The following is a 21154-nucleotide window of genomic DNA, read 5'->3' on the forward strand; positions in this document are numbered from 1 at the left end:
TAGCCTGGATTCTGGTGATTCTGTGTTCTGGAGGTGTCCTTTGAGCTTGAAGGTGCTGATGCGTTCTTCCGTGGGGGCGCTGTGGGGCGGAATGCTGCTGGTGGCTTGTGGTGCTCCCCCCGAGGCCGAGCCGGCGGCACCCGAGGAGCCGTTGGGCCGCCAGGAAGCGAGGCTGTGCGCCAGCGTGGACGTCACGACCCTCACCCTGACGGGCCTCAGCTCCTACCAACGCGAGCTGGCCGGCAGTGGCGAGTTCGCCGTGTCCACCTCCGCCAACGCGGCGCGGTTGGAGTACTACGTCGATGGCCGCCTTCGCAGCTCCGAGGATCGCACCGGCATTTCCGGCTCCTGGTACTTCAGTGGCCGGGGGATGACCTGTGGCCTGCACACCTTCGAGATGAAGGTCTACCCGATGGTGGTGGACAGCAATGGCAATCGGACCACCTGCTGGGAGAGCGTCAGGGTGCTGACCCAGTCCGTCGCCGAGACCTGCCCGCTGTCCGCCAGCGAGATGAACTCGGCGAGGCTCCGGGAGAACGGCACCGTGTGGGCCTGGGGAGACAATTACTACGGTCAGGTGGGAGATGGGACGATGGGCGCGCCGCGCTCCGCGCCCGTGCGGGTGGTAGGGCTCAGCGGTGTGGTCGCGCTCTCCGCGGGCAGCAATCACATGGCGGCGCTGAAGCAGGACGGCACCGTGTGGACCTGGGGCTCCAACGCCGTCGGACAGCTCGGGAATGGGAACACCGCCTCGCGTCTGCTGCCCGTGCAGGTGCCGGGCCTTGGCGGTGTCTTCGCCATCGCCGCGGGGGGCTATCACACGCTGGCGCTGAAGCAGGATGGCACCGTGTGGAGCTGGGGCCATAACGGCCCTGGCCAGCTCGGGGACGGGACGACCCAGCTGCGCACGGCGCCGGTGCAGGTGACGGGCTTGTCCGAGGTGCTCGCCATTGCCGCGGGCGAGCATTTCTCGTTGGCCTTGAAGCGGGATGGCACCGTGTGGGCCTGGGGCTACAACAGCTCCGGCCAGCTCGGGGATGGAACCACCCTCAACCGCTCCACGCCGGTCAAGGTGGCGGGTCTCGCCAATGTGTCCGACATCTCCGCGGACGGGACCCACGCCCTGGCGATGAAGCAGGACGGGACCGTGTGGGCCTGGGGCTCCAACGCCTCCGGCCAGCTCGGAGATGGAACCACCCTCAGCCGCTCCACGCCGGTGCAGGTGGCGGGGCTGGGCAACGTCGTCGCCATCGGCGCGGGGGCGCTCCACTCGGTGGCGCTGAAGCAGGATGGCTCCGTGTGGAGCTGGGGCCACAATGGCTCCGGCCAGCTCGGGGATGGAACCACCCTCCAACGCTCCACGCCGGTGCAGGTGACGGGCCTGGCCAGCGTCGCCTACATCAGTGCGGGTGGCCTTCATACGCTGGCGATGAAGCAGGACGGCACCTTCTGGAGTTGGGGCGGCAATGACTACGGCCAGCTCCGGGACGGGACGTTCTCCTCGCGCAACGCGCCCGTGCAGGCGGTGTTCAGCTCCCTCTCCGAGAGCGCCGCGGGTGATGCCCACTCGGTGGTGTTGAAGCAGGATGGCACCGTGTGGACGTGGGGAGGCAATGGCTCCGGCCAGCTCGGCAATGGGACGCTCACCAGCCGCGCCACGCCAGGGCAGGTGGGGGGCCTGGACAATGTGCTCGCCGTCGCCGCGGGCGCGAGTCACACGGTGGCGCTGAAGCAGGACGGCACCGTGTGGACGTGGGGCAACAATGGCTCCGGCCAGCTCGGGGATGGAACGACCCTCAACCGTGCCACGCCGGTGCAGGTGGGGGGCCTGGGCAACGTCATCGCCGTCGCCGCGGGCGAGAGCCACACGGTGGCGCTGAAACAGGACGGCACCGTGTGGGCCTGGGGCCACAACGGCTCCGGCCAGCTCGGCAACGGAACGAATGCCCAGCGCAGCACGCCGGGGCAGGTGGCGGGCCTGGGCAACGTCATCGCCATTGCCGCGGGCATCTTCCAGACGGTGGCGCTGAGGCAGGATGGCACCGTGTGGGCCTGGGGCTACAACATCTACGGCCAGCTCGGGGATGGGACCACCACCAGCCGCTCCCTGCCCGTGCAGGTGCCGGGCCTCGGCGGCGTGCGCGCCATCTCCTCGGGCAACTACCACACGGTGGCACTGAAGCAGGATGGCACCGTGTGGGCCTGGGGCTTCAACAACGATGGCGAGCTCGGGGATGGGACCACCACCAGCCGCTCCCTGCCCGTGCAGATGCGGGGCCCTGGCAGCATCATCTCCATTGAAGGTGGCAACTACCACACGACGGCGGTGCGGTTCGATGGCACCGCCTGGGCTTGTGGCGCCAATGGCTCTGGCCGGCTCGGAGATGGGAGCACCCTCAACCGCTCCCTGCCCGTGCAGGTGACGGGCCTCGGTGGCGTGTTCGCCCTCGACGGAGGTGGCTCCCATTCGCTGGCGCTGAAGCAGGATGGCACCGTGTGGGCCTGGGGCCTCAACAGCTCCGGACAGCTCGGGGATGGGAGCACCACCAGCCGCTCCCTGCCCGTGCAGGTGGCCTCAGCTCAATAGGGCTGCTCGACCGAGTACTCCTTGCAGTAGAAGAAGTTGCTGAGCTCCGTGGATTCCATCCCCGTGCTGTCGCGCACCTTGAATTGGATCTGCACCTGGGCGTCTTCCAGGGAGGCGTAGAGGGGCGCCTCGCAATAGAAGACATGGCTCCAGGAGCCCTCGTACCAGGGCATGCTCACGTACGGCTCGGGGATGTGATTGAACCGGTTCACCTGCTGCCAGACAGGGGTGTGGGAGCCGGTTCCTCCCCAGGCGGAGCCCGTGCAGGTGACCTGCTGCATGTTATTGCGCTGGCACTGGACGGAGGCGGAAGGGCAGGCCTGGGAGAAGGTGCTCGAGACGACGCGCGGGCCTTGCGCCGTGCACGTGGTGCGATTGCCATTGCTGTCGATGACCATGGGCCAGGCGCGCACCTCGAGGGTATGCGTGCCGCAGGCGATGCCGGAGCTGCTGTGATTCCAGGTGCCCGTGGGGGAGGCCATCTCGGACCAGGCCTGCCGTTGGCCGTCCACGTAGTACTCCAGGCGGACACCATTGGCGAAGGTGGACACCGCCCAGTTGCCCGCGGCGCCCAGCTCGCCCCCGTAGGAGCTGGCCCCCGCCAGGGTGAGCGAGGTGACGCTCAGGCCCGCGCACATCGCGGACTCCACCTCGCCCGGTGTCCCTTCAGGGGGAAGGGACGTTGACTCCAGGGGGGCACCGCAGGCGCCGAGCAGCAGCGTGGACAGCAGGAAGGGGCGGATTCGGAGGGGGGCGAGGGGCATGGGTTTGAAAATACCATCAAATCCAAGGCGTGCTGGGGCCTCGGGCCGGGCCTGATAAAAGGAGCGCCATGTCCACTCCGTCCACAGCCGTCCTGCTCGAGGTGGAGGGTGCCGTCGCCACCCTCACGCTGAATGATGCCGCCCGCCGCAACGCGATGACCCCCGAGCTCGGGGAGGCGCTGCGGGGCCGGGTGGCCGAGCTCCAGCAACGCTCCGACGTGAGGGCCGTCGTCCTCGCGGGGGCCGGCGGAGCGTTCTCCGCGGGGGGAGATCTCCAGATGCTCGAGCGGCTGCGCCGGGTGTCCTCGGAGGAGTCGCGCACCTTCATGCTCGACTTCTACGCGCGCTACCTCAGCGTGCTGGACCTGCCGGTGCCCACGGTGGCCGCGGTGGAGGGCGCGGCGATTGGTGCCGGGCTGTGCGTGGCGCTCGCGTGCGACCTGTGTGTCGTGGCGGAGGACGCGAAGCTGGCGCTCAACTTCGTCCAGCTGGGCCTGCACCCGGGCATGGGGGCGACGTACTTCGTGCCGTGGAGGGCGGGCGCGCAGCGGGGCGCGGAGCTGCTGCTGACGGGCCGCCGCTTCGATGGGCGTGAGGCGGTGCGGCTCGGGCTGGCGCTCGAGGCGGCGCCAGAAGCCGAGGTGCTCGCGCGCGCCCGGAAGCTCGCGGCGCAGGTGGCAGCGAATGCGCCGCTGGCCACCCGCGCGCTCAAGCGCAGGCTGGCCCCGGACCGGGCCGCGCTCCAGCGGGCCCTGGAGGAAGAGGCGCGTTTCCAGGCGGAGAGCTACGGGAGCGAGGACCTGGGCGAGGGGCTCGCGGCCGCGGCGGCGCGCAGGGCTCCCGTCTTTCAGGGGCGCTGAGCGTCACGGACGCCGCGCTCCGGGGAGGATCGCCTCCATGCGTGTCCCCTGGGGCGAGGTGCTGAAGCGCAGCGTCCCCCCGAGCGCCATGGCACGGTGGCGCAGGTTGCGCAGGCCCCCACTGCTGCGCTCGAGGGCGCCTTCCGGCAGTCCGCACCCGTCGTCCTCCACCACCACGCGGAGCTCCTCGTGCCCGCTCAGGCGCACCGTCACCGTGCGCGGATGCGCATGGCGCACGGCATTGCGCACCGCCTCCTGGACGATGCGCACCACCTGCAGCCGCGCCTCTCCCGGCAGCACCGTGCCAGCGGGTGCCCCCTCATCGAAGAAGCGCAGCACCACCTGCTCGCCGCACAGCTCCAGGCAGCGCCCCCGCAGGTGCGCCACCAGGGACTCCCAGTCCTGACTCTCCGCGCGCAAGGCCCACACCACGCTGCGCAGCTCGTCCGTGCCCTGGCGGATGCGCTCGGCGAAGCCGGAGAGCTCCTCGGCGCGGCCTCCTTCGCCCAGCCGGGCTTCCAGCGTGCGCACGCTCCACAGCAGCGCGCTCAACTCGCTGCCCACCCCGTCGTGCAGATCCCGGGCGATGCGTGCCCGCTCCTCGTGCACCAGCAGCTCGGCCACCCGCGCCTGCAGCCGCTCCCGTTCCGCCACCATGTCGCGCAGCTGCGCCGCCGCCCGGCTGAGCGTCACGTACACCAGGCCCCCCATCGCGCCCGTCCCCACGCACACGGCCGCCGCTCCCGCGTCCTTGCGCGCCACCCAGAAGGCGGCACCCAGCACCGTGGGGCCTCCGGCCAGCAGCACGGTGTTGTACAGGCGCGCGCTTCCGGTGCCGGCCGTGTGGAAGACGAGCGCGAAGTACAGCACCCAGAAGGGACTGCTCGCGTTGCCCGAGGCCCACACCAGGTACAGCTCACCGCCCACCCACACGGCCGTCTCCAGCCAGTTGAGGAGGCGGTAGGTCCACGCGTGGCGGCCCGCCCCGTGGAAGGCGAGCGTCGCCCCCAGCGACACCGTCATGAAGAGCAGCATCACCGGCCCCGTGTCTCCCAGCCGCACGCCCAGCAGCGGCCCCAGGCCGGGCACGAGTGGAGACGCCGCGACCAGTCCGGCCAGCAGCAGCAGCCCCGAGGCCAGCAGCGGCGAGCGCATGGCCGCGTGCATCGGCGGATCCATCCCTGGCACGGGGGGCGTCACCTCGGGGATACCAGCCCCCGGCGCAGTGCGACGGCGGTGGCCTCGGCCTTCGAGCGCACCTGCAGCTTGCGGTAGAGGCTCTTCACGTACGTCTGCACCGTGCCCAGCCCCATTCCCAGCCGCTCGGCCACCCCGGCATACGCCAGCCCCTGGGTGAGGAGCTGCAACACCTCGCGCTCCCGGGGGGTGAGCTCCTCGCACCCCGCGCCGGGCGGCGGCCGGGAGAAGCTCTCCACCACCTTGCGCGCCACCGCGGGCGTCATCGGCGCGCCCCCCTCGGCCGCCTCCCGCACCGCCCGCGCCAGCCGCTCGGGCGGCATGTCCTTGAGGAGGTAGCCCCGCGCTCCCGCCTTCAACGCCCCGAAGATGCTGTCCGCGTCATCGAAGCTGGTCAGCGCCAGCAGGCACGCCTCCGGCAGCAGCCGGCTCAGCGCCGCCATCAGCTCCGTCCCCGGCCGGTCCGGCAGCCCCAGATCGATGAGCCCCACCTCGAACTCCAGGCCCCGCTCCACCAGCGCCAGGGCCTCCCCCACGCTCTCGCAGTCCCCCACCACCGACATGCCCCCGCTCTCCCACGGCACCGCCTGCAGCAGCCCCCGCCGGACGCGTGGATCGTCCTCCACCACGAGGACGCGAACGGAACGCTGACTCATCCGAGGTGACGACATGGTCCTCCCATGAACATGGTATGCCAGGAATTCCTGTTTATCAATACAGTCGGACTCGAAACATACCGCGAGAGGGCACTTTCCCGCCTCCCTCCAGGTACCGGCCCCCACCGGCGCCTTCCCGACGTGGAGAGACACACATGAACTGGATGAAGGGCTTCACGAGGACACCTCACGCCGTGCTCATGGGGTTGGCGCTGCTGCTCACCGCGGACAGCGCGATGGCCGATTGCACGTACACCGTCAAGGGCAAGCTGGCCGTGCAGCATCAGCTCCCGGAGCTCGTCACTGCCCATGGCACCTCGCCGCTCAAGGGCGTGAAGGTGCAGATCTCCGGCAAGGCGAAGGTGCTGGGCGTCTGGGGCTGGTACGCGGTCTGGGACGAGGTGACGACGAACTCGCTGGGGGAGTTCTCGTTGACGCAGACCAAGGCCTGCTACGACCACCGCTACAAGATCGAGGTGAAGTTCCAGAGCGACGACCTGGAGGTGCGGCACGAGACGTCCACGTCCTCCACCACCAAGGTGAAGTGGTACCTCATCTTCGAGGACGAGACGGTGGATCACGGCCCCGGCACGCTGGACGTGGGGACGAGGACCTTCTCGCCCACCGGCGCGCGCGACCTGAACCTCCAGGAGGCGCGTGATCACGCCGACATCTGGGTCGCGTACCAGAAGGCCATCGAGAAGATCAACGGCTACGGCCCGGATCGCGCCTTCACCTCGCAGATCCGCGTCAAGTTCCCGCACAACAGCGACGTGGTCTCCGACACCGTCGAGGCCAGCTACGCCAACCCGGCCACGCAGGTCATCTACATCTTCGAGAGCCACTTCAACATCAGCACGCTCTATCACGAGCTGATGCACGTCTGGGCCTACCAGCACGTGAGTGGCGAGCTGGGCCTGGCCTGGGAGCTGATGGAGAACGGCAGCACGCACGGCCTGGTGGACGAGCCCTGGGTGGCATTCCACGAGGGCTTCGCCGAGTACGGCAGCGACAAGCTCCAGCAGATCATCTTCGGCGAGACGCCGCGGCTGCCCTACAACCGCGAGCGGCTGACCCGCGGCATCGGTGGCACGCCGCTGACGAGCCTCAGCCTGGTGCAGCGCCACGACATGGGCTGGTGGTCGGCCTTCCACATCATGACCACGGCCAACCTGGACGACTACACCTTCAAGACGGCCTGGACGGGCGGCACGGCTTCCACCCCCACCTATATCGTCCCGAGGGATCCGTCTCCCATCCTCTACAGCTGCAACCCGCCGTCGCTCACCTTCGCCCAGGTGCTGAAGGTCTTCCTGGCCAACTCCACCGCCGGCTACCCCAACAACCTCACGAAGGACGAGATGCTCGTGTCCCGCTTCTACGATCGCGCCGCCGACGTCCTCACCGACCTGTCCCTCGCCGACAGCGACTCGTTCCTGGATCTGTTGAATCCGGCGGGCACCACGCAGCCGCTCAACGAGTTCTGCTCGCCCATCCTCACCCCGCTCCCGTAACGGAGGAAGACATGCGCTTCGAACGGAGCTCGATAGGGTTTCTCTCGGCGGTGGTGCTGGCCCTGGGGCCGGGCTGTGGTCAACCGGAGCCCGAGTCCCCGGAAGCCCCCGGGGAGCAGCAGGGCACGCGCACCTCCGCCCTGAGCTACCCCAATGGGAGTAGCCGGACCGTGGTGTCCAAGCGGGTGGTCTCCAAGGATGGCTCGGGCAACTACCAGGCCGCGCCGGGCTTCGAGCAGTTCCGCGCGGCCGGTGCACCGGATGGAGATCTCCACAACATCCGGATCGCCGAGGTGGATGCGCCCCTCACGCGCGAGGCGCTCGTCGTGATGTCGGCCGGCCAGAAGATCTCCAGCAGCGGGCACAACAGCGGGGTGACGGGGCAGGGGGCGAGCTGGGACGCCACCTGTGATGCCGTCTCCTGTCCGAACGTGACGCTGGATGGCCGCTCGCTGGCGATGAAGCTGCGCACCCTGGGCTGGTTCCCCACGGGCTCCACCTACCTGGCCGTGGTCAACGACAACAACTTCGATCACCTGTTCGACAGCGGGAAGAAGCAACAGCTCGTGAATGGCTTCGTGGGCTGGCTCCAGGCGCAGGTGCGCCCCGAGACGCGGTCCATCTACCTGGCGGGCAGCTCGCGCGGAGGCTGCCTGGTGATGCGCATGGCCCAGGCGCTGCGCGCCAACCCGGCCTACGACGGCATCGATCTCTACGTGTCGTCGTTCGACGGGGTGTGCAAGTACAGCCAGGGCGAGCTGGGCACGTTCGGGGAGAAGATCAACAACCCCGTCCGCCCCTGGGGCACGTTCTACGGCGGCTGGGCCACGGATCTCTCCGCGCAGTTCCCCCGGAAGGGGCGGCTGCGCATCTACCACATCGCGGGTGGGGAGGAGGTGGCTCCGGCCTCGGGGATCCGCGCCTTCTCGGCGTACTCGGGCAGCTCGCCCCCGTCGACGGGCAGCGACCTCGACTGGGGTTGGTACAAGCAGACCTGGGTGCGCTGGCAGCACAAGGAGATCGGCAACCCCTACACCGAGCCCAGCACGTCGGATCAACCGCGCGTGATCTCCGAGACCCTCGACGCGCAGCTCACCTGGCTCGATGGCTTCCTGTGAGGGTCCAGGAGGGCGCGCTCATCCGGATTTCAGTCAACAGTGGCGCTACACGGGAGACACATGAAAAAGATCGTCATGCTGATGATGTTGGTCCTGCCCGCGGGGGCCCATGCCTTCATCAATCAAATCACCAAGCTGAATTCCGATTCGAACCGGCAGCTGTCGTTCTGTGGCAAGAGCTACGACTTGACCGGCGTCACGAGCTGCAGCGCCTCGGCCGTGACGAACCTGCTGTCGCAGATCCGGACGGATTACGGGACCTTTGGCATCCAGTACAATCCGCTGACGGGGCAATACAACGCCAACGTCGGCAATGGGTACGATCCGTATTTCTGTGATTGCCCCGATCCCTACATCCTGACGCCGAACTCGCTGGTGGTCTCGTGCACCAACCACGTGACCGGGTCCATCAACGGTCAGCCGAACATCACGGGGGTGATGATGAAGATCGAGGGAGGATGCAGCCAGCGGCCGCCTCCGCCTCCGCCGTGTACGATGGCGACCTGGCGGCACGCGGGGATCGTGGTCAGCAATTACACGTCTCCCACCTACCTGGGACAGATCTCGATGCCCGGGCTGCCGGCGTCGACCCACACGAATCAGTTCGCGGACTGTGCCGCGGCGAGATCCTTCACCGATGCGTGGATCACGGCGAACTACAGCCAGATCGTCCAGATCGTGACGCAGGATGCGGCGTCCGCCGGAGCGTGCCCCGCGGGGACCGTCACGCAGGTCGCCGACAAGAACACGATCCTGAACCAGTGCATGCCCAGCTCCGGCTCGGACCCGCTGGGGGATCTCCGCTTCAGGGTGTGGAGCTACCCCGTGCCCGTCATGTGCTGCATCTAGCCGGGCCCGGGACTGGGCCGCCCGGCGGGGGTTGGATCCCGAGCGGCTCTGGCGCGTGCGCGAGACGCTCCGCGCTCTTGTCAGCCCTCGCCGCGCGGCAGGCGGACGGTGAAGGTGGCGCCCTCTGCCGGACGGCTCGTCAGCTCGATGGTGCCCGCGTGCGCGTTGACGATCTGCCGGCTGATGTAGAGGCCCAGGCCCACGCCTCCGAAGTGCCGGGTGGGCACCGCGCGCTCGAAGCGCCCGAAGATGCGCTTTTGATCCTCCTCGCGGATGCCGATGCCGTGGTCCCGCACCACCAGCACGGCCTGTGAGCCCTCGGCGTGCACGCGGAGGTCCACCGGCTTGCCCGCCCCGTACTTGAGGGCGTTGGTGAGCAGGTTGACCACCACCTGCTCGAGCCGGAAGCGATCCCACTGTCCGAAGACCGGCGGCCCGGCCTCCAGGTGCAGGGGACAGCGGGCGGACTCCGCCTGGGAGCGCAGCCGCTCCATGCTGTCCTGGACGAGCTGGACGAGGTCCACCCGGCTCCGCTCCAGCACCAGCCGGCCGGAGGTGATGCGGGACACGTCCAGCAGCGAGTCGATGAGGCGCGCGAGCTGCTCGCATTGCCGGCGCATGGCCACCGAGCAGCGCCGCAGCCGCTCCATCCCGGAGGGGGTCCCGGCCTGCTCCACCGAGCGTTCGAGCATCCGCTCCTGCAGCAGCAGGGAGGTGAGCGGGGTCTTCAGCTCATGGGAGGCCACCAGGAGGAACTCGTCGCGCAGCAGCACCGCCTCCTCCGCGCGGCCTCGGGCCGCGTTGGCGCGGGCCAGCAGCATGTCGCGCTCGCGGTTGGCCCAGGCCCGCTCCACCGCATAGCAGATGGAGCGCGACAGGATGCTGCCCCTCAGCTCGTCCTTCTCCAGGTAGTCCTGGGCCCCGGCCCGCACCGCGAGCGGTCCGAGCCCGAGCTGCTCCCGGCCCGTCAGCACGATGATGGGCACATGGGGCAGCCGATCCACCGCACGGTTCAGCGTCTCCATGCCCTGGCTGTCCGGCAGGCCCAGGTCGAGCAGCATGACGTCGGGCGGCTCCTGCTCGGCGAGCGCCAGGGCCTTGCGCAGCAGGTCGCACGCGGACAGCGTCCACAACCGCCGCTCCTGGAGATACTCCCGCACCAGGTCGACATCGGCCGGGTTGTCCTCCACCACCAGGATGCGCAGGGGCGTCTCCGCCGGCGTGGTGAGGGGAGCCGGCGGCGGGGTGGCCTGGAGCAGGCCCGACTCCTCCACGTCGTGGGGCGGCAGGCGGACCACCGAGAACCAGAACTCGCCCACATGGCGGACGATCTCGAAGAAATCGGCGAAGCGCACCGGCTTGACGACGTAGCAGTTGGCCCCCAGCCCGTAACTCTTGAGGATGTCCATCTCCGTGTCCGAGGAGCTGAGCACCACCACGGGGATGTGCTTGAGCTGCTGCATCCCGCGGATCGTCTTGAGCACCTCCCGGCCGTTGCGCCGCGGCAGGTTCAAATCCAACAGGATGAGATCCGGCCGGAGGGCATGCTCATAGGGGCTGAGCCGCATCAGGTAGGCCTCGGCCTTCTCCCCATCGTCCACGGACTCCAGGTGCACCAGGAGCTTGCTCTCGGCCAGGGCCTCCCTCGTCAGATCCGCATCGGCGGGGTTGTCTTCGACGAGCAATACCTCGATGGGCCTCATCATGATGGGGCGGCTCCCTGGGAAATGGGCTGGGGCATGTGCCGGGGCAATATGAAATGGATGGAGGTTCCCACCCCCGGTGTCGAGCTGGCCCAGACATGGCCACCGTGGCGCTCCACGATGCGCTTGCAGATGGCCAGGCCCATCCCCGTGCCCGGGTACTCCTGGCGGCTGTGCAACCGTTGGAAGAGCCCGAAGATGCGCTCCAGGTACGGGGGCTCGATGCCGATGCCGTTGTCACGCACCTCGAACTCCCAGCCCTCGGGCAGCTCGCGCGCGTCCACGTGGATCTCCGGGGGCACGGCGCGCCGGAACTTCACGGCGTTCTCGATGAGGTTCTGGAACAACACCTCCAGCTGGCTGGGGAAGGCCTCGAGGGTGGGGAGGGGGGCGGAGGTGAGCCGGGCCTGGGACTCGCTCAGGGCCTGGCGCAGGGAGCTCCGGACGCTCGCGAGCACCTGCTCCAGGTTGGTGGGGACCGGGCGCTGGTTGGCCCGCCCCGCCCGGGAGTAGGCCAGCAGATCCGACACCAGCTCCTGGAGCCGCGAGGCCCCCTCCACCATGTAGCCCAGATACTTGAGGCCCTTGTCGTCGAGCCGCTCACCGTAGCGGTGCCGCAGCAACTCGCCATAGCTGAGCACCATGCGGATGGGCTCCCGCAGGTCATGCGAGGTGACATAGGCGAACTGCTCCAGGTCCGCGTTGGAGCGGGCCAGCTCCTGGTTGAGGTCCGCCAGGGTGTGCGAGCGCTCGCGCAGCAGGGCCTCGGCCTCCTTGAGGCGCTGGATGTCCACGCAGGCGCCGAGGTAGCCCACCAGGCTCTCCCCGGCGAAGCGGGGGACGCCGTGCTCCAGCAGCCAGTGGTAGGTGCCATCGTGGCGGCGCAGCCGGTATTCCAGCTCGAAGGACTGGTGCGCGGCGAAGCTCGTGGCGTGGGACTCGAGGCACCGGCTCCGGTCCTCGGGATGCACGGACGCGGCCCACCCCTCCCCGCGCTGCTGCTCGAGCGTCTGGCCGGTGAAGTCGAGCCAGGGACGGTTGAAGTAGTTGAAGCCCTTGTCCGGCTCCGACATCCACAGGAGCACGGGGGCCGTGTCGGCCATGAGGCGGAAGCGCCGCTCGCTCTCGGCCAGCGCCTGCTCCTGCTGCTTGCGCCAGGTGATGTCCATCACCACGCCGCCCAGGCTGTGGAACACACCGCTGTCCATCCGGGGGGTGGACTGGGTGGCGAGCCAGTGGATGCTTCCATCCGGCCAGCGCACGCGGAACTCGGGCGTGTAGGGGGTCCGCTCGCGCAGCGCCCGGTCGAACTCCGCCGCGATGCGCTCCCGGTCCTCGGGGTGGATGTGCAGGAGGAAGGACTCGCGCCCCCAGTCCTCGGTGGACTGGGGCCAGCCGAAGAGCGCGTCATGGTTGGAGGAGCGGAGCATCCGCTGGCCGCGCACATCCCACTCCCAGATGGCGGCGTGGGCCGCCTTCAGCGAGGCTTGCAGCCACTGCTCGGAGCGCCGGGCACGCTCGGCGTTGCGCTGCCGCTCCTCCGTCACCAGGGCGAGCACCAGGCTGGTGAGGGGCGCGGCCCCGAGGAACACCTGGAGGGAGACGCGTGAGTCTTCCTTCTCCATGCCGCCGAACACCCCGCCCCTGGCCAGCGTCCCGCCCACCGCCAGGGCCCCGAGCAGCAGGTTGCCGAGCACGGTGCCGAAGGAGCCGGTGCGCAGGGCGAGCCACACCAGCAGGGGGAAGACGAGGAAGGGCAGGCTGAACAGGTCCATCCGGAAGGGCCGCCAGAACAGATTCCATCCCAGCCACAGCAGGCAGGCGTAGGACACGGCCATCTCGAGCCGGCGGCCCCAGGTCCGGTGGGGAAGGCCCCGGCGGTCCATCACCACGAGCACGGCCGGGGTCATCAACCAGATGCTGAGCTGATCCGCCGCCCACCAGGTCAGTGCCACGCTCAGGGGCTGGACTCCCGGGGGCCCGAGCAGCAGGAAGGACACGCCCGCCAGCAGGGCTCCCACCGGCGTGGCCAGCAGGCTGGCCAGTCCCAGGGAGAAGAGATCCCTGAACCGATCGAACCGGGGCGAGCTGCCGGCCACGTCCACCATCAGGAAGATGGCCAGGAGCGTCTCCAGGGCATTGGCGAAGCCCAGGGCCAGCGCCAGGAGGGGCGGGAAGCCGGCCAGCAGGTTGGCCCCCATGGCGCCCAGGACGATCCCGGGCCACAACCAGCTGCCCCGCAGGAGCAGCACGCTGAGGGACAGTCCGGAGGCCGGCCACACCACGGCGATTCCATCCGCTCCGAGCGTACGCATGCTCAGCCGGGCCACCGCCATGTAGAACAGGGCGAAGCCCAGCAGTTCCACCCAGCGACTGGCCGGCAGCCCCATCCTGGCCGCCCTCCACCGGGCGCCCCGAAGGGGAAACATGCTGCCAGCTCGAGACATGGAAGCGACGCTCCCTCCCGCGTGCCATGGATTCCAGCTCAACTCTGACCATCGCGGGAGGGCCCTGCCAGTTCGAGGGCTCGCCACCCGTGGGGACCTCTCACGGGAGCGAGGCGCCAGCGGGATACCGCCGCCGGCATCACCTTTCTCCAGGAAGCCACCCCTTCACGGAGGAAACCCCATGAGGAAGCTTGGATACGGACTGCTCATCACCACGGGACTTCTCATCGGACCGCTCGCCGGGGCCCAGGGCACCGGGCAGGCACCGGACCCACGGACGGACGCGCAACAGCACCCCTGCTGTCCACACGGGATGATGGGCGGCGGCCGGATGGGCCCGGGCATGGGCGGCGCGGGAATGAGCTGTCCCCTGCGCGCAATGGCGGACGTGAAGGTGGAGCAGACCCCCACGGGCGCCGTCCTGCGTTTCACCGCGAAGGACCCCGCCCAGGTCGCGGAGGTCCAGAGCATGGTGCAGGGGATGCTGCACTGCATGAGCGGAAGCGGCACCGGACAGCAGGGTCAGCAGCCTGCACCCGGACAGCAGCGGCGCTGACCACGGGGGCGGCGGCCCCGGACTCTGGGGGTGATTCCCGCGGAGGCGCGGCTCAGTGCTCGCGCGGCAGACGGCGACAATACCCACGCGGCGCAGAACACCTTCGTCACCCACCTCATCTCCACGTACCAGCCGGGGATGACGTACACCAACATCACGTGCGGCTACGGCTGCTCGGACCACGCCTCGTGGAACAGCGCGGGCTTCCCGGCCTCGATGCCCTTCGAGGCGACGGCGTACACCCACGTGACGATGAAGGGCACCTGCTAGAAACCCGTTGGAGCTGGTGTGGCCCGGGCCGAGGCCAAAGGCGAGGCGGGCTTCCCAGCGAGGGGGGCTCCAGCTCGAGCCTCCGGAGTCCTGGAGGGACTCCGGGGGCTGCCGCGCCATCTCTCAGTAGAGGTAGTTCAGCGCGACGACGTCGTATTGGCTGAACTCGCCGTTCGCGGTCGAGTTGAAGCAGGAGTTGAAGATCGAGTTCGGATCGCTGACCGGCGTCCCGGGGATGAGGATGGCACCCACGCCCGCGGTTCCCTCGTTGCCGCTCGTGCCGCAGCTGATGGACCGGTCGTAGTAGTCCGTGTGGCGCATGCCGATGGTGTGGCCAATCTCGTGGGTGATGACGTGCTCGTTCACGTCAATGCTGTAGCTCTGCAGGCCGGTGCCGATGTTGAGGGTGCCGTAGGGCAGGCCGCCCGAGGGGAAGCCCGCGGAGCCGCCAGCGCCGGACATGGTCTGCGCGGTGATGTTCGCGGTGCAGCCGGTGGCCGGCCCCCGCGCGAACCAGATGCGCAGCCCCAGGGCGTTGTAGTTCTGGATGGCCAGATCCAGCCCCTGGCTGAGGCGGGCGTAGCTGTTGAACGCGGCGGTGGGATTGATGCAGATCTTCGTCACGCTGGGGCCGACGAGATTGGTCGTACTGTATTGCTCCTGGCTCCCCTCGCCGCGCTGGAGCAGCTCGCGCGACGCCTCGAGGGTCACGTGCGCGTCGTTCCCCACGAACACCTGCCCGTCATGGACCTGGATGTCGCCGGCCGGAAAGCCGGCCTCGCGCAGGTTGGAGACGAGCTCCTGACTCCCGGCCTCCGGGCCGGCTCCGCAGCCGGCCAGCACCGCGCCACAGCTCACCACGAGGACTGCCGCTCGCTTGAACATTTTCATTCTCCCTTGTGTACTGAAGTTGGACGCCGCCGACTCCCTGCCCGCGAGCAACCCTCGGGCCAACTCCCGGGCACTCCGGAAGACAGGGATTTACCAGGCAGGGCGAGGTGGGGCCTGGAGCATGGATGCACCAGCCGTCCTGGGACTTCGTGTAAGGAGTCCTGACCTTTCCTGGTGAATCGCCCGTTGGTGCAAGGGGTTGCGCGCACGCAGCCCGGACCGTCCGGGTCTCGGACGGTGTGCACACCCCAGGCTGTGGGGAGCAACTCCCGCGGGGCCAGCGCAAAGGTTGGCAGGTGGGCTTCCGCGGGCATCCGCACCGGGGAGGCCTACAAGCTGAAGCCCGGCACCTGCCCTGGCGTGGAGCGGTGGGTGGTCGTCCCGTTGCCGAGCTGGCCGTAGAGTTTGTCGCCCCAGCCCACACCCGCACCGGCGTGTTGCGTGGAGGGGTCGGGCCCGCGCAGCTCGGCGACGCTCGGCTTGCCGTCGACGGAGTACTCCACCCACATCGCGTTGGCTCCGCCCGACACCGCCCACGGTCCACTCGCCCCCATCACCCCTTGAGATGCAGCGCCGCATGAGCGGAAGCGGCACCGGGCAGCAGGGGCGCTGACCACGGAGTGCGCTCCTTCCAAGGCGCCTCCTCCGTCGCGGCCCCGGACTCAAGGAGGGAGCGCTCCGAGCACCGCGTGCACGCCGCCGCGCTGGCGCAGCCACACCAACGCCTCTCCCCGCGCGGGCAGCGCACGCAGCACCGGGGTGGTGTGCGCCTCGTCCGTGCCCGCGTGTGCCACGGTGGGCGTGCTCCAGCCCTCGGCCTCACGCACCGTGCGGTGGAGCGCGGGCATGCCCTGCACGGGCGCGCTCCACACCACGCGCAGCGCCCCCCGCGCATCCAGCGCGGCGGTGGGCGTGCGTGCGGGCGCGGGGCTCCCGGCCACCGGCTCCGCGGCGCTCCAGCCGCCGTCCGTGAGCGTCGAGGCCCATAGCCGCGCGCCGCCGTCCTCCACCCACACGAAGCTCGCGCTGCCGTCCGTGGCGAGCGCCCAGTCGTCCCGGCCCGCGAGGACGCCGAGCCGCACGGGCGCGGACTGCCAGCGTCCGTCCGGCCCCGTCCACTGGTGCTCGAGGATGAGGGCGTCCGAGGACACGAGCTGGCGCGCCCACGCGGCGTGGAGCCGGCCGGTGCCGTCGTAGGCCGCGCGCGGCCCGCGCACGTCGCCGTCCAGCTCCGCCTGCAGCACCTCCGCGTCCTGAATCACCATCGAGTCCCTGGGGAACCACCAGCTGCCACGCGTCACCAGCGTACGCCCCACCGAGCCCAGCCACACCAGCGCCACGTCGAGCCGCTCCTCCGAGCCGTGCAGCGCGAGCGCCGCCTCGGGATTCGCCGAGGTGCCCATGGGCAGTTCGGCGCGCGGGTCCCCATCTGGCCGCAGCAGCTGGACGAAGTGGTCGAAGCGGGCGCTGAGCGTGTTGAAGGCGGCGAAGGCGACGGCCGCGTGGCCCCCGGCATCCAGCGCGACGCCGGTGAGCCGCGTGTCCGGCAGCTCGCCCTCGTTCAGCAGGAACTGGGGCGCCTGCCACCCCGTCCCCGGCCGGAAGTGGGCCACCGCGAGCCCCTGCGCGGGCGTGGCCCAGGCCGCCAGCGCGTGGCCCGAGGCATCCGCCGCCACGAGCGGATGTGTCCAGGCCCGCAGGCCGCCCACGTCCAGCCGCACCAGGGGCTCCCACCGCGCCTCGGCCAGTACGTAGCGGCGCGCCCACACCTCGCCGCCCGCGCCGAAGACCACCAGCACGTTGCCCGCCCCATCCACCGCCACGCTGGGCGCGCCGGCATCCCGGTGCGCCGTGTCCTCCTCCGGGTGGCTCAGCCGCTCGGCGGGCGGCGCCGCGCAGTGCGTGCCGTCTCCTCCCGTCCCGGCGCCGCCCCCACACGCCGCCACGGCCAGCCCCAGTGCCGCCACCACCCAGCCCTGCCATCGCCTGATCGCCATCTGTGCTCCCTCCCGAGCCGCGGGACCGGGGGGTGCACCGTGCCCCCCCTCTCAGTGCCCATGATGCCGTTCTGGGAACCTCGACGCGCGAGGCCCCGTCCGCTTACAGGTGTTCCTGTCCGTGCCCGCCCACCGCGCGTGGGCTGGAGCCGCTCACTCGCGTAGCAGACGGCCGCCACCCACCAACGGGGCGGTGATGCCGCCCTGGCGCAGTGCATGCCAGAACGTCACGGCGTTGATGCTGAGCAGCGGCAGGCCGAGGCGGGGCTCCAGCCGTTCCGCGACGTCCACGAAGCTCATGTTGGTGCCGCACTGCACGACGGCGTCGAGCCGGTTCTCCTTCGTGGCGAGCAGCTCGAGCACCGCGCGCTCCTTGGCGGCGTCGGGCACGTGCGCGATGTGCTGCGCGTTGGCGCAGGCGAAGCCCACGCTCGAGACGACCTCGAAGCCCAGGTCCTCGAAGAGGCGGCGGGCGTTCTTGTTCCCCTGGCGGTCGAACGGGGTGAGCAGGCCGATGCGCTGGGCTCCCACCGCGCGCAGCGCCGCGGAGGCCGCGTCGTGCCACGTCGCCCACGCCAGCTTCGTGCGTGACGCCGCGCTGGCCAGGGTGGCCCGAATGGGCTCGAGCCCGTACAGGATATGCTCCATGCTCATGGCGAGGATGAATGCGTCGGGCTCCGCGAGCAGGGCCTGGTCGATGGCCGCGCCGAGCCCTCCGACGAACTGGCGGCGGTAGGCGTCGAGATCGGCTTCGGTGCGCAGCACCGGGCGTGGGGTGGACACCGGCGTGGCGTGCAACCCCACGCCGTCGAGCGCCGCCCGGTTGTCGAGAATCAGCCGCCACAGCTCGTGCTCGACCGTGGTGTTCGTCGCGGGAAGGAGCACGCCGAACTTCCTGCGATGGCTTCGGACGTTGGGGTAGCGCACCGCGGGGTCGATGCCGAACGGGCCCAGGTCGCGCCCATCATGCACCACGCCGGCCGGGCCCAGGGCCGGCACGGGGCCCTTGCCGGGAGCGGAGGGCGCGGGCTCCGGCTGGATGCGCACGGCCGGGGCCGCTCGCCGGAGCACGGGATGGCTCCACGAGAACCCGAGCCCCACCGCGCTGACGATGAGATCCCTGCGGGAATTCATCGCGCCCCTCCCGCGGCGTCGCGCCCGGCGAGGCGCCCGGGCGAGGGGCAGTGCGGCGTGGTTGCAAGGGGCGTCGTGGGTTCGTTCATGGCCCTCACGGTAGGAGCCCGACGAATCAACGACAATCGGCCATCCCCTTGACTCATCATCAATGATTCGTTGCTAATCCAGCCATGAACGTCTTCGAGTGCATGCGGGCCTTTCGCGCGGTGGCCGAGGTGGGCAGCTTCGCGGGGGCGGGCCGCTCGCTGCGCATCACCACCGCGTGGGTGAGCGCCCGTGTCGCCCAGCTCGAGGAGCACCTGGGCGTGCAGTTGCTGGTGCGCACCACGCGGCGGGTGGCGCTCACCGATGCGGGGCGCGTGTACCTCGCGCGCTGCGCGCAGCTCCTCGACGACCTGGAGGAAGCCGAGCGTTCGGTCATCGATCTCGAGTCATCGCCTCGTGGGCGTCTGCGCATCACCGCGCCCATGTCCTTCGGACTGGTGCGGGTGGCGCCCCTGCTGGCCCCCTTCATGGCCGCCTGCCCGGAGGTGCGGCTCGACGTGGTCTTCAATGACCGCTTCGTCGACCTGTTGGAGGAAGGCTTCGACGTCGCGGTGCGCATCGCGGCGAGCCTCGACGACAGCTCCCTCGTCGCGCGCAAGCTGGCCACGGGCGCGCGCGTGCTCTGCGCATCGCCGGGCTACCTGCGCAAGCGAGGCTCCCCGAAGCACCCGCGGGAGCTGGCGGCGCACAACTGCCTGACGTACGCGCTGCACGCGACCCCCGGAAAGTGGGAGTTCACCGGGCCCACCGGGCATGAAGCGGTCTCCGTGCGAGGGCCGCTCCAGCTCAACAACAGCATCGCGCTGTGCACGGCCGCCGAGGGAGGGGCGGGCATCCTCCTCGCGCCCGACTTCGTTGTCGCCGAGTCGCTCCAGCGAGGGCGGCTGGAGCGCGTGCTGGGCGAGTACCACCCCAGCGGCTACCAGGTCTTCGCCGTTTCGCCGCCGACACGGTTCGCGGCGCCGCGCACACGGGCCTTCGTGGACTTCCTGTCGCGGAAGCTCCGCTGAGCCTGGCTCCGTCTTCCATTTCCTGGAGGACACCGATGCCGTGCCGGAGTGAATCCGTGAACCACTCCGCGTGAAACGCGGGACGGTCCTCGTCTCCCAGTTCACAGAAGTGCTCGCGCTCTTACCGCTGGATCGCTCCCTTCCGTTGGGAGTGCTCTACGCTTCCGAGTGGGGGGAACGCTCGGCATGAACATGGGACAACCACCACCCGTTGGGACGACGGGGACCGGCGGTGAGGCGGAAGTCAATCCCGAGAACCAGCGGTTGATCTTCTGGGCCTTTGTTTCCCTGGCCATCTTCCAGGTCATCCTGGTCGTGGACGCCTGGGGACGGTGGACACTGGTGGGGGCGCTGTGCGCGCTCAACGTGGTGCGCGCCTGCATCAACGCCGGGGTGCCTGCCTGGGTGAACCGGAGCGGCCACGACAGGATAGGCACGGCGCTCATGCTGGGCGGCAATCTGCTCATCAGCACGGTGACGTCCGAGCTCCTTCAGTGGAACGCGTTGGGCTGGTGCAACGTGCTCTTCCAGGCGGTCTTCATCAATGGCTTCCGCGAGCGGGAGAACCACTTCGTCCAGCGGCTCGCGCTCGTCATCTTCCTCGCGGTGACGGCCGCGCAGGCGTTTCACGCGGGCTGCGCATTCTCGACGGTGGTTCCGTTCTGCATCGTGGCCTGGCTGCTGTACGTCATCGGAGAGGAGCGCTGCCAGCTGCTGCTCTCGTCATTGGAGGCGTCGCGCGAGAACCACCGGCAGCTCCAGCGGATGCAGGCCCGGCTCGTGGCGCAGGAGAAGCTGTCCAGCCTGGGCATGTTGGCGGCGGGCGTGGCGCATGAGATCAACAACCCCATGGCCTTCGTGACGAGCAACGTCCACGCGCTCTCCAAGGATCTGCAGGAACTGCACCAGCGCCCGGAGGAGCTGCGTGAGTACGTGGAGGAAGTGCTGCCCGCGACGCTCGACGGCATCCGCCGCGTCAATGCCATCGTGGCGGACCTGCGGCGCTTCGCGCGCGATGATCCGGGCACGCCCACCCGTTTCGAGCTCAACGCCGAGGTCTGCTCGGCGCTCCGGCTCTCGCAGGGCGAGCTCAAGGGCCGCTGCGAGGTGCAGGTGGAGCTCGGCGAAGTGCCCCCGCTCGTGGGCCAGGCCCGGCAGATAGGGCAGGTGCTCGTGAACCTCATCGTCAACGCCGCGCAGGCCTTGCCCGAGAAGGGCGGCGTGGTGAAGGTGAGCACCCATGCCGAGCCCGGCGAGGTGCTGGTGCGTGTGCGCGACAACGGCGTGGGCATGTCCGCCGAGGTGCGTGACAAGCTCTTCCAGCCGTTCTTCACGACCAAGCCGGTGGGGCAGGGGACGGGCCTGGGGCTCGCCGTCGCCTACGGCATCATCACCGCGCATGGCGGCCGCATCGAGGTGGAGTCGGAGCCCGGCAAGGGCACGTGCTTCACCGTGCGGCTGCCGAGCGTGGCGATCCTGTCGCCCGAGGAGCCCACCCCCGTCACGCGTCCTCCCCTGGGCGTGCGCAGCGTCTCTCCCGCCTGAGGGGGGCG

At 69.8% G+C, this 21154-nt stretch carries 18 protein-coding genes; 9 read left to right on the forward strand and 9 right to left on the reverse strand.

Features of this window, described 5'->3' with window-relative positions:
• The first annotated feature begins 58 nt into the window (after positions 1-58).
• Positions 59-2587: an RCC1 repeat-containing protein gene (locus VFZ09_RS21490; RefSeq protein ID WP_329729507.1), complete on the forward strand. Its 2529-nt coding sequence runs from the start codon at positions 59-61 to the stop codon at positions 2585-2587.
• Here VFZ09_RS21490 and VFZ09_RS21495 read toward each other — a convergent pair.
• Entirely contained in the window at positions 2581-3351 is a 771-nt protein-coding gene (locus VFZ09_RS21495; RefSeq protein ID WP_329729508.1) for a hypothetical protein, read from the reverse strand. The genes VFZ09_RS21490 and VFZ09_RS21495 overlap by 7 nt on opposite strands.
• A 68-nt stretch (positions 3352-3419) precedes the next feature.
• On the opposite strand from VFZ09_RS21495, the gene VFZ09_RS21500 reads away from it, so the two are divergent.
• A complete protein-coding gene (locus tag VFZ09_RS21500; RefSeq protein WP_329729509.1) occupies positions 3420-4211 on the forward strand; it encodes an enoyl-CoA hydratase/isomerase family protein in 792 nt (263 codons plus the stop codon).
• A 3-nt stretch (positions 4212-4214) separates the two neighbouring features.
• On the opposite strand, the gene VFZ09_RS21505 is transcribed toward VFZ09_RS21500, so the two are convergent.
• Positions 4215-5390 (reverse strand): sensor histidine kinase, encoded by a 1176-nt coding sequence (locus tag VFZ09_RS21505; RefSeq protein WP_329729546.1) that lies wholly within the window; start codon positions 5388-5390, stop codon positions 4215-4217.
• Positions 5391-5407: 17 nt separating this feature from the next.
• A complete protein-coding gene (locus VFZ09_RS21510) occupies positions 5408-6064 on the reverse strand; it encodes a response regulator transcription factor (RefSeq protein WP_329729510.1) in 657 nt (218 codons plus the stop codon).
• Between the two features lie 155 nt (positions 6065-6219).
• Here VFZ09_RS21510 and VFZ09_RS21515 point away from each other — a divergent pair, with 155 nt between their 5' ends.
• Genes VFZ09_RS21515 through VFZ09_RS21525 form a run of 3 tightly spaced genes read left to right on the forward strand, consistent with a single transcriptional unit; the run spans position 6220 to position 9545 of the window.
• Positions 6220-7578: a hypothetical protein gene (locus VFZ09_RS21515; RefSeq protein ID WP_329729511.1), complete on the forward strand. Its 1359-nt coding sequence runs from the start codon at positions 6220-6222 to the stop codon at positions 7576-7578.
• An 11-nt stretch (positions 7579-7589) separates the two neighbouring features.
• Positions 7590-8696, forward strand: coding sequence for a hypothetical protein (locus VFZ09_RS21520; protein WP_329729512.1), 1107 nt, complete (start codon positions 7590-7592; stop codon positions 8694-8696).
• Between the two features lie 60 nt (positions 8697-8756).
• Positions 8757-9545, forward strand: a complete 789-nt coding sequence (locus VFZ09_RS21525; RefSeq protein ID WP_329729513.1) for a hypothetical protein — start codon at positions 8757-8759, stop codon at positions 9543-9545.
• Positions 9546-9625: 80 nt separating this feature from the next.
• On the opposite strand, the gene VFZ09_RS21530 is transcribed toward VFZ09_RS21525, so the two are convergent.
• Positions 9626-11251 carry a response regulator gene (locus VFZ09_RS21530; protein WP_329729514.1) on the reverse strand — a complete coding sequence of 542 codons (1626 nt, stop codon included), beginning with the start codon at positions 11249-11251 and terminating at the stop codon, positions 9626-9628.
• Positions 11248-13638, reverse strand: coding sequence for a PAS domain-containing protein (locus VFZ09_RS21535; protein WP_329729515.1), 2391 nt, complete (start codon positions 13636-13638; stop codon positions 11248-11250). Before VFZ09_RS21535 ends, VFZ09_RS21530 begins: the two co-directional genes overlap by 4 nt.
• A gap of 238 nt (positions 13639-13876) precedes the next feature.
• On the opposite strand from VFZ09_RS21535, the gene VFZ09_RS21540 reads away from it, so the two are divergent.
• Positions 13877-14251, forward strand: a complete 375-nt coding sequence (locus VFZ09_RS21540; protein WP_329729516.1) for a hypothetical protein — start codon at positions 13877-13879, stop codon at positions 14249-14251.
• 30 nt (positions 14252-14281) lie between these two features.
• Positions 14282-14521 carry a hypothetical protein gene (locus VFZ09_RS21545; RefSeq protein WP_414640726.1) on the forward strand — a complete coding sequence of 80 codons (240 nt, stop codon included), beginning with the start codon at positions 14282-14284 and terminating at the stop codon, positions 14519-14521.
• Between the two features lie 123 nt (positions 14522-14644).
• Here VFZ09_RS21545 and VFZ09_RS21550 read toward each other — a convergent pair whose 3' ends face one another.
• The 4 genes from VFZ09_RS21550 to VFZ09_RS21565 all read right to left on the reverse strand — a co-directional run bounded on the left by VFZ09_RS21550 (position 14645) and on the right by VFZ09_RS21565 (position 18543).
• Positions 14645-15406 carry a zinc-dependent metalloprotease gene (locus VFZ09_RS21550; protein ID WP_329729517.1) on the reverse strand — a complete coding sequence of 254 codons (762 nt, stop codon included), beginning with the start codon at positions 15404-15406 and terminating at the stop codon, positions 14645-14647.
• Positions 15407-15741: 335 nt separating this feature from the next.
• A complete protein-coding gene (locus tag VFZ09_RS21555; protein WP_329729518.1) occupies positions 15742-15966 on the reverse strand; it encodes an RCC1 domain-containing protein in 225 nt (74 codons plus the stop codon).
• Positions 15967-16074: 108 nt separating this feature from the next.
• On the reverse strand, positions 16075-17409 hold the full coding sequence (locus VFZ09_RS21560) for a hypothetical protein (RefSeq protein ID WP_329729519.1): 1335 nt from the start codon (positions 17407-17409) through the stop codon (positions 16075-16077).
• A gap of 153 nt (positions 17410-17562) precedes the next feature.
• Positions 17563-18543, reverse strand: a complete 981-nt coding sequence (locus tag VFZ09_RS21565; RefSeq protein WP_329729520.1) for a hypothetical protein — start codon at positions 18541-18543, stop codon at positions 17563-17565.
• A gap of 173 nt (positions 18544-18716) precedes the next feature.
• Between VFZ09_RS21565 and VFZ09_RS21570 the strand changes: the two genes are divergently transcribed.
• Together VFZ09_RS21570 and VFZ09_RS21575 are read left to right on the forward strand one after the other, a co-directional pair.
• Positions 18717-19601 (forward strand): LysR family transcriptional regulator, encoded by an 885-nt coding sequence (locus VFZ09_RS21570; protein ID WP_329729521.1) that lies wholly within the window; start codon positions 18717-18719, stop codon positions 19599-19601.
• Positions 19602-19787: 186 nt separating this feature from the next.
• On the forward strand, positions 19788-21146 hold the full coding sequence (locus VFZ09_RS21575) for a sensor histidine kinase (RefSeq protein ID WP_329729522.1): 1359 nt from the start codon (positions 19788-19790) through the stop codon (positions 21144-21146).
• Positions 21147-21154: the final 8 nt, after the last annotated feature.

Origin of the sequence: Archangium sp., assembly GCF_036277355.1 — a bacterium.
Lineage (GTDB): Bacteria > Myxococcota > Myxococcia > Myxococcales > Myxococcaceae > Archangium.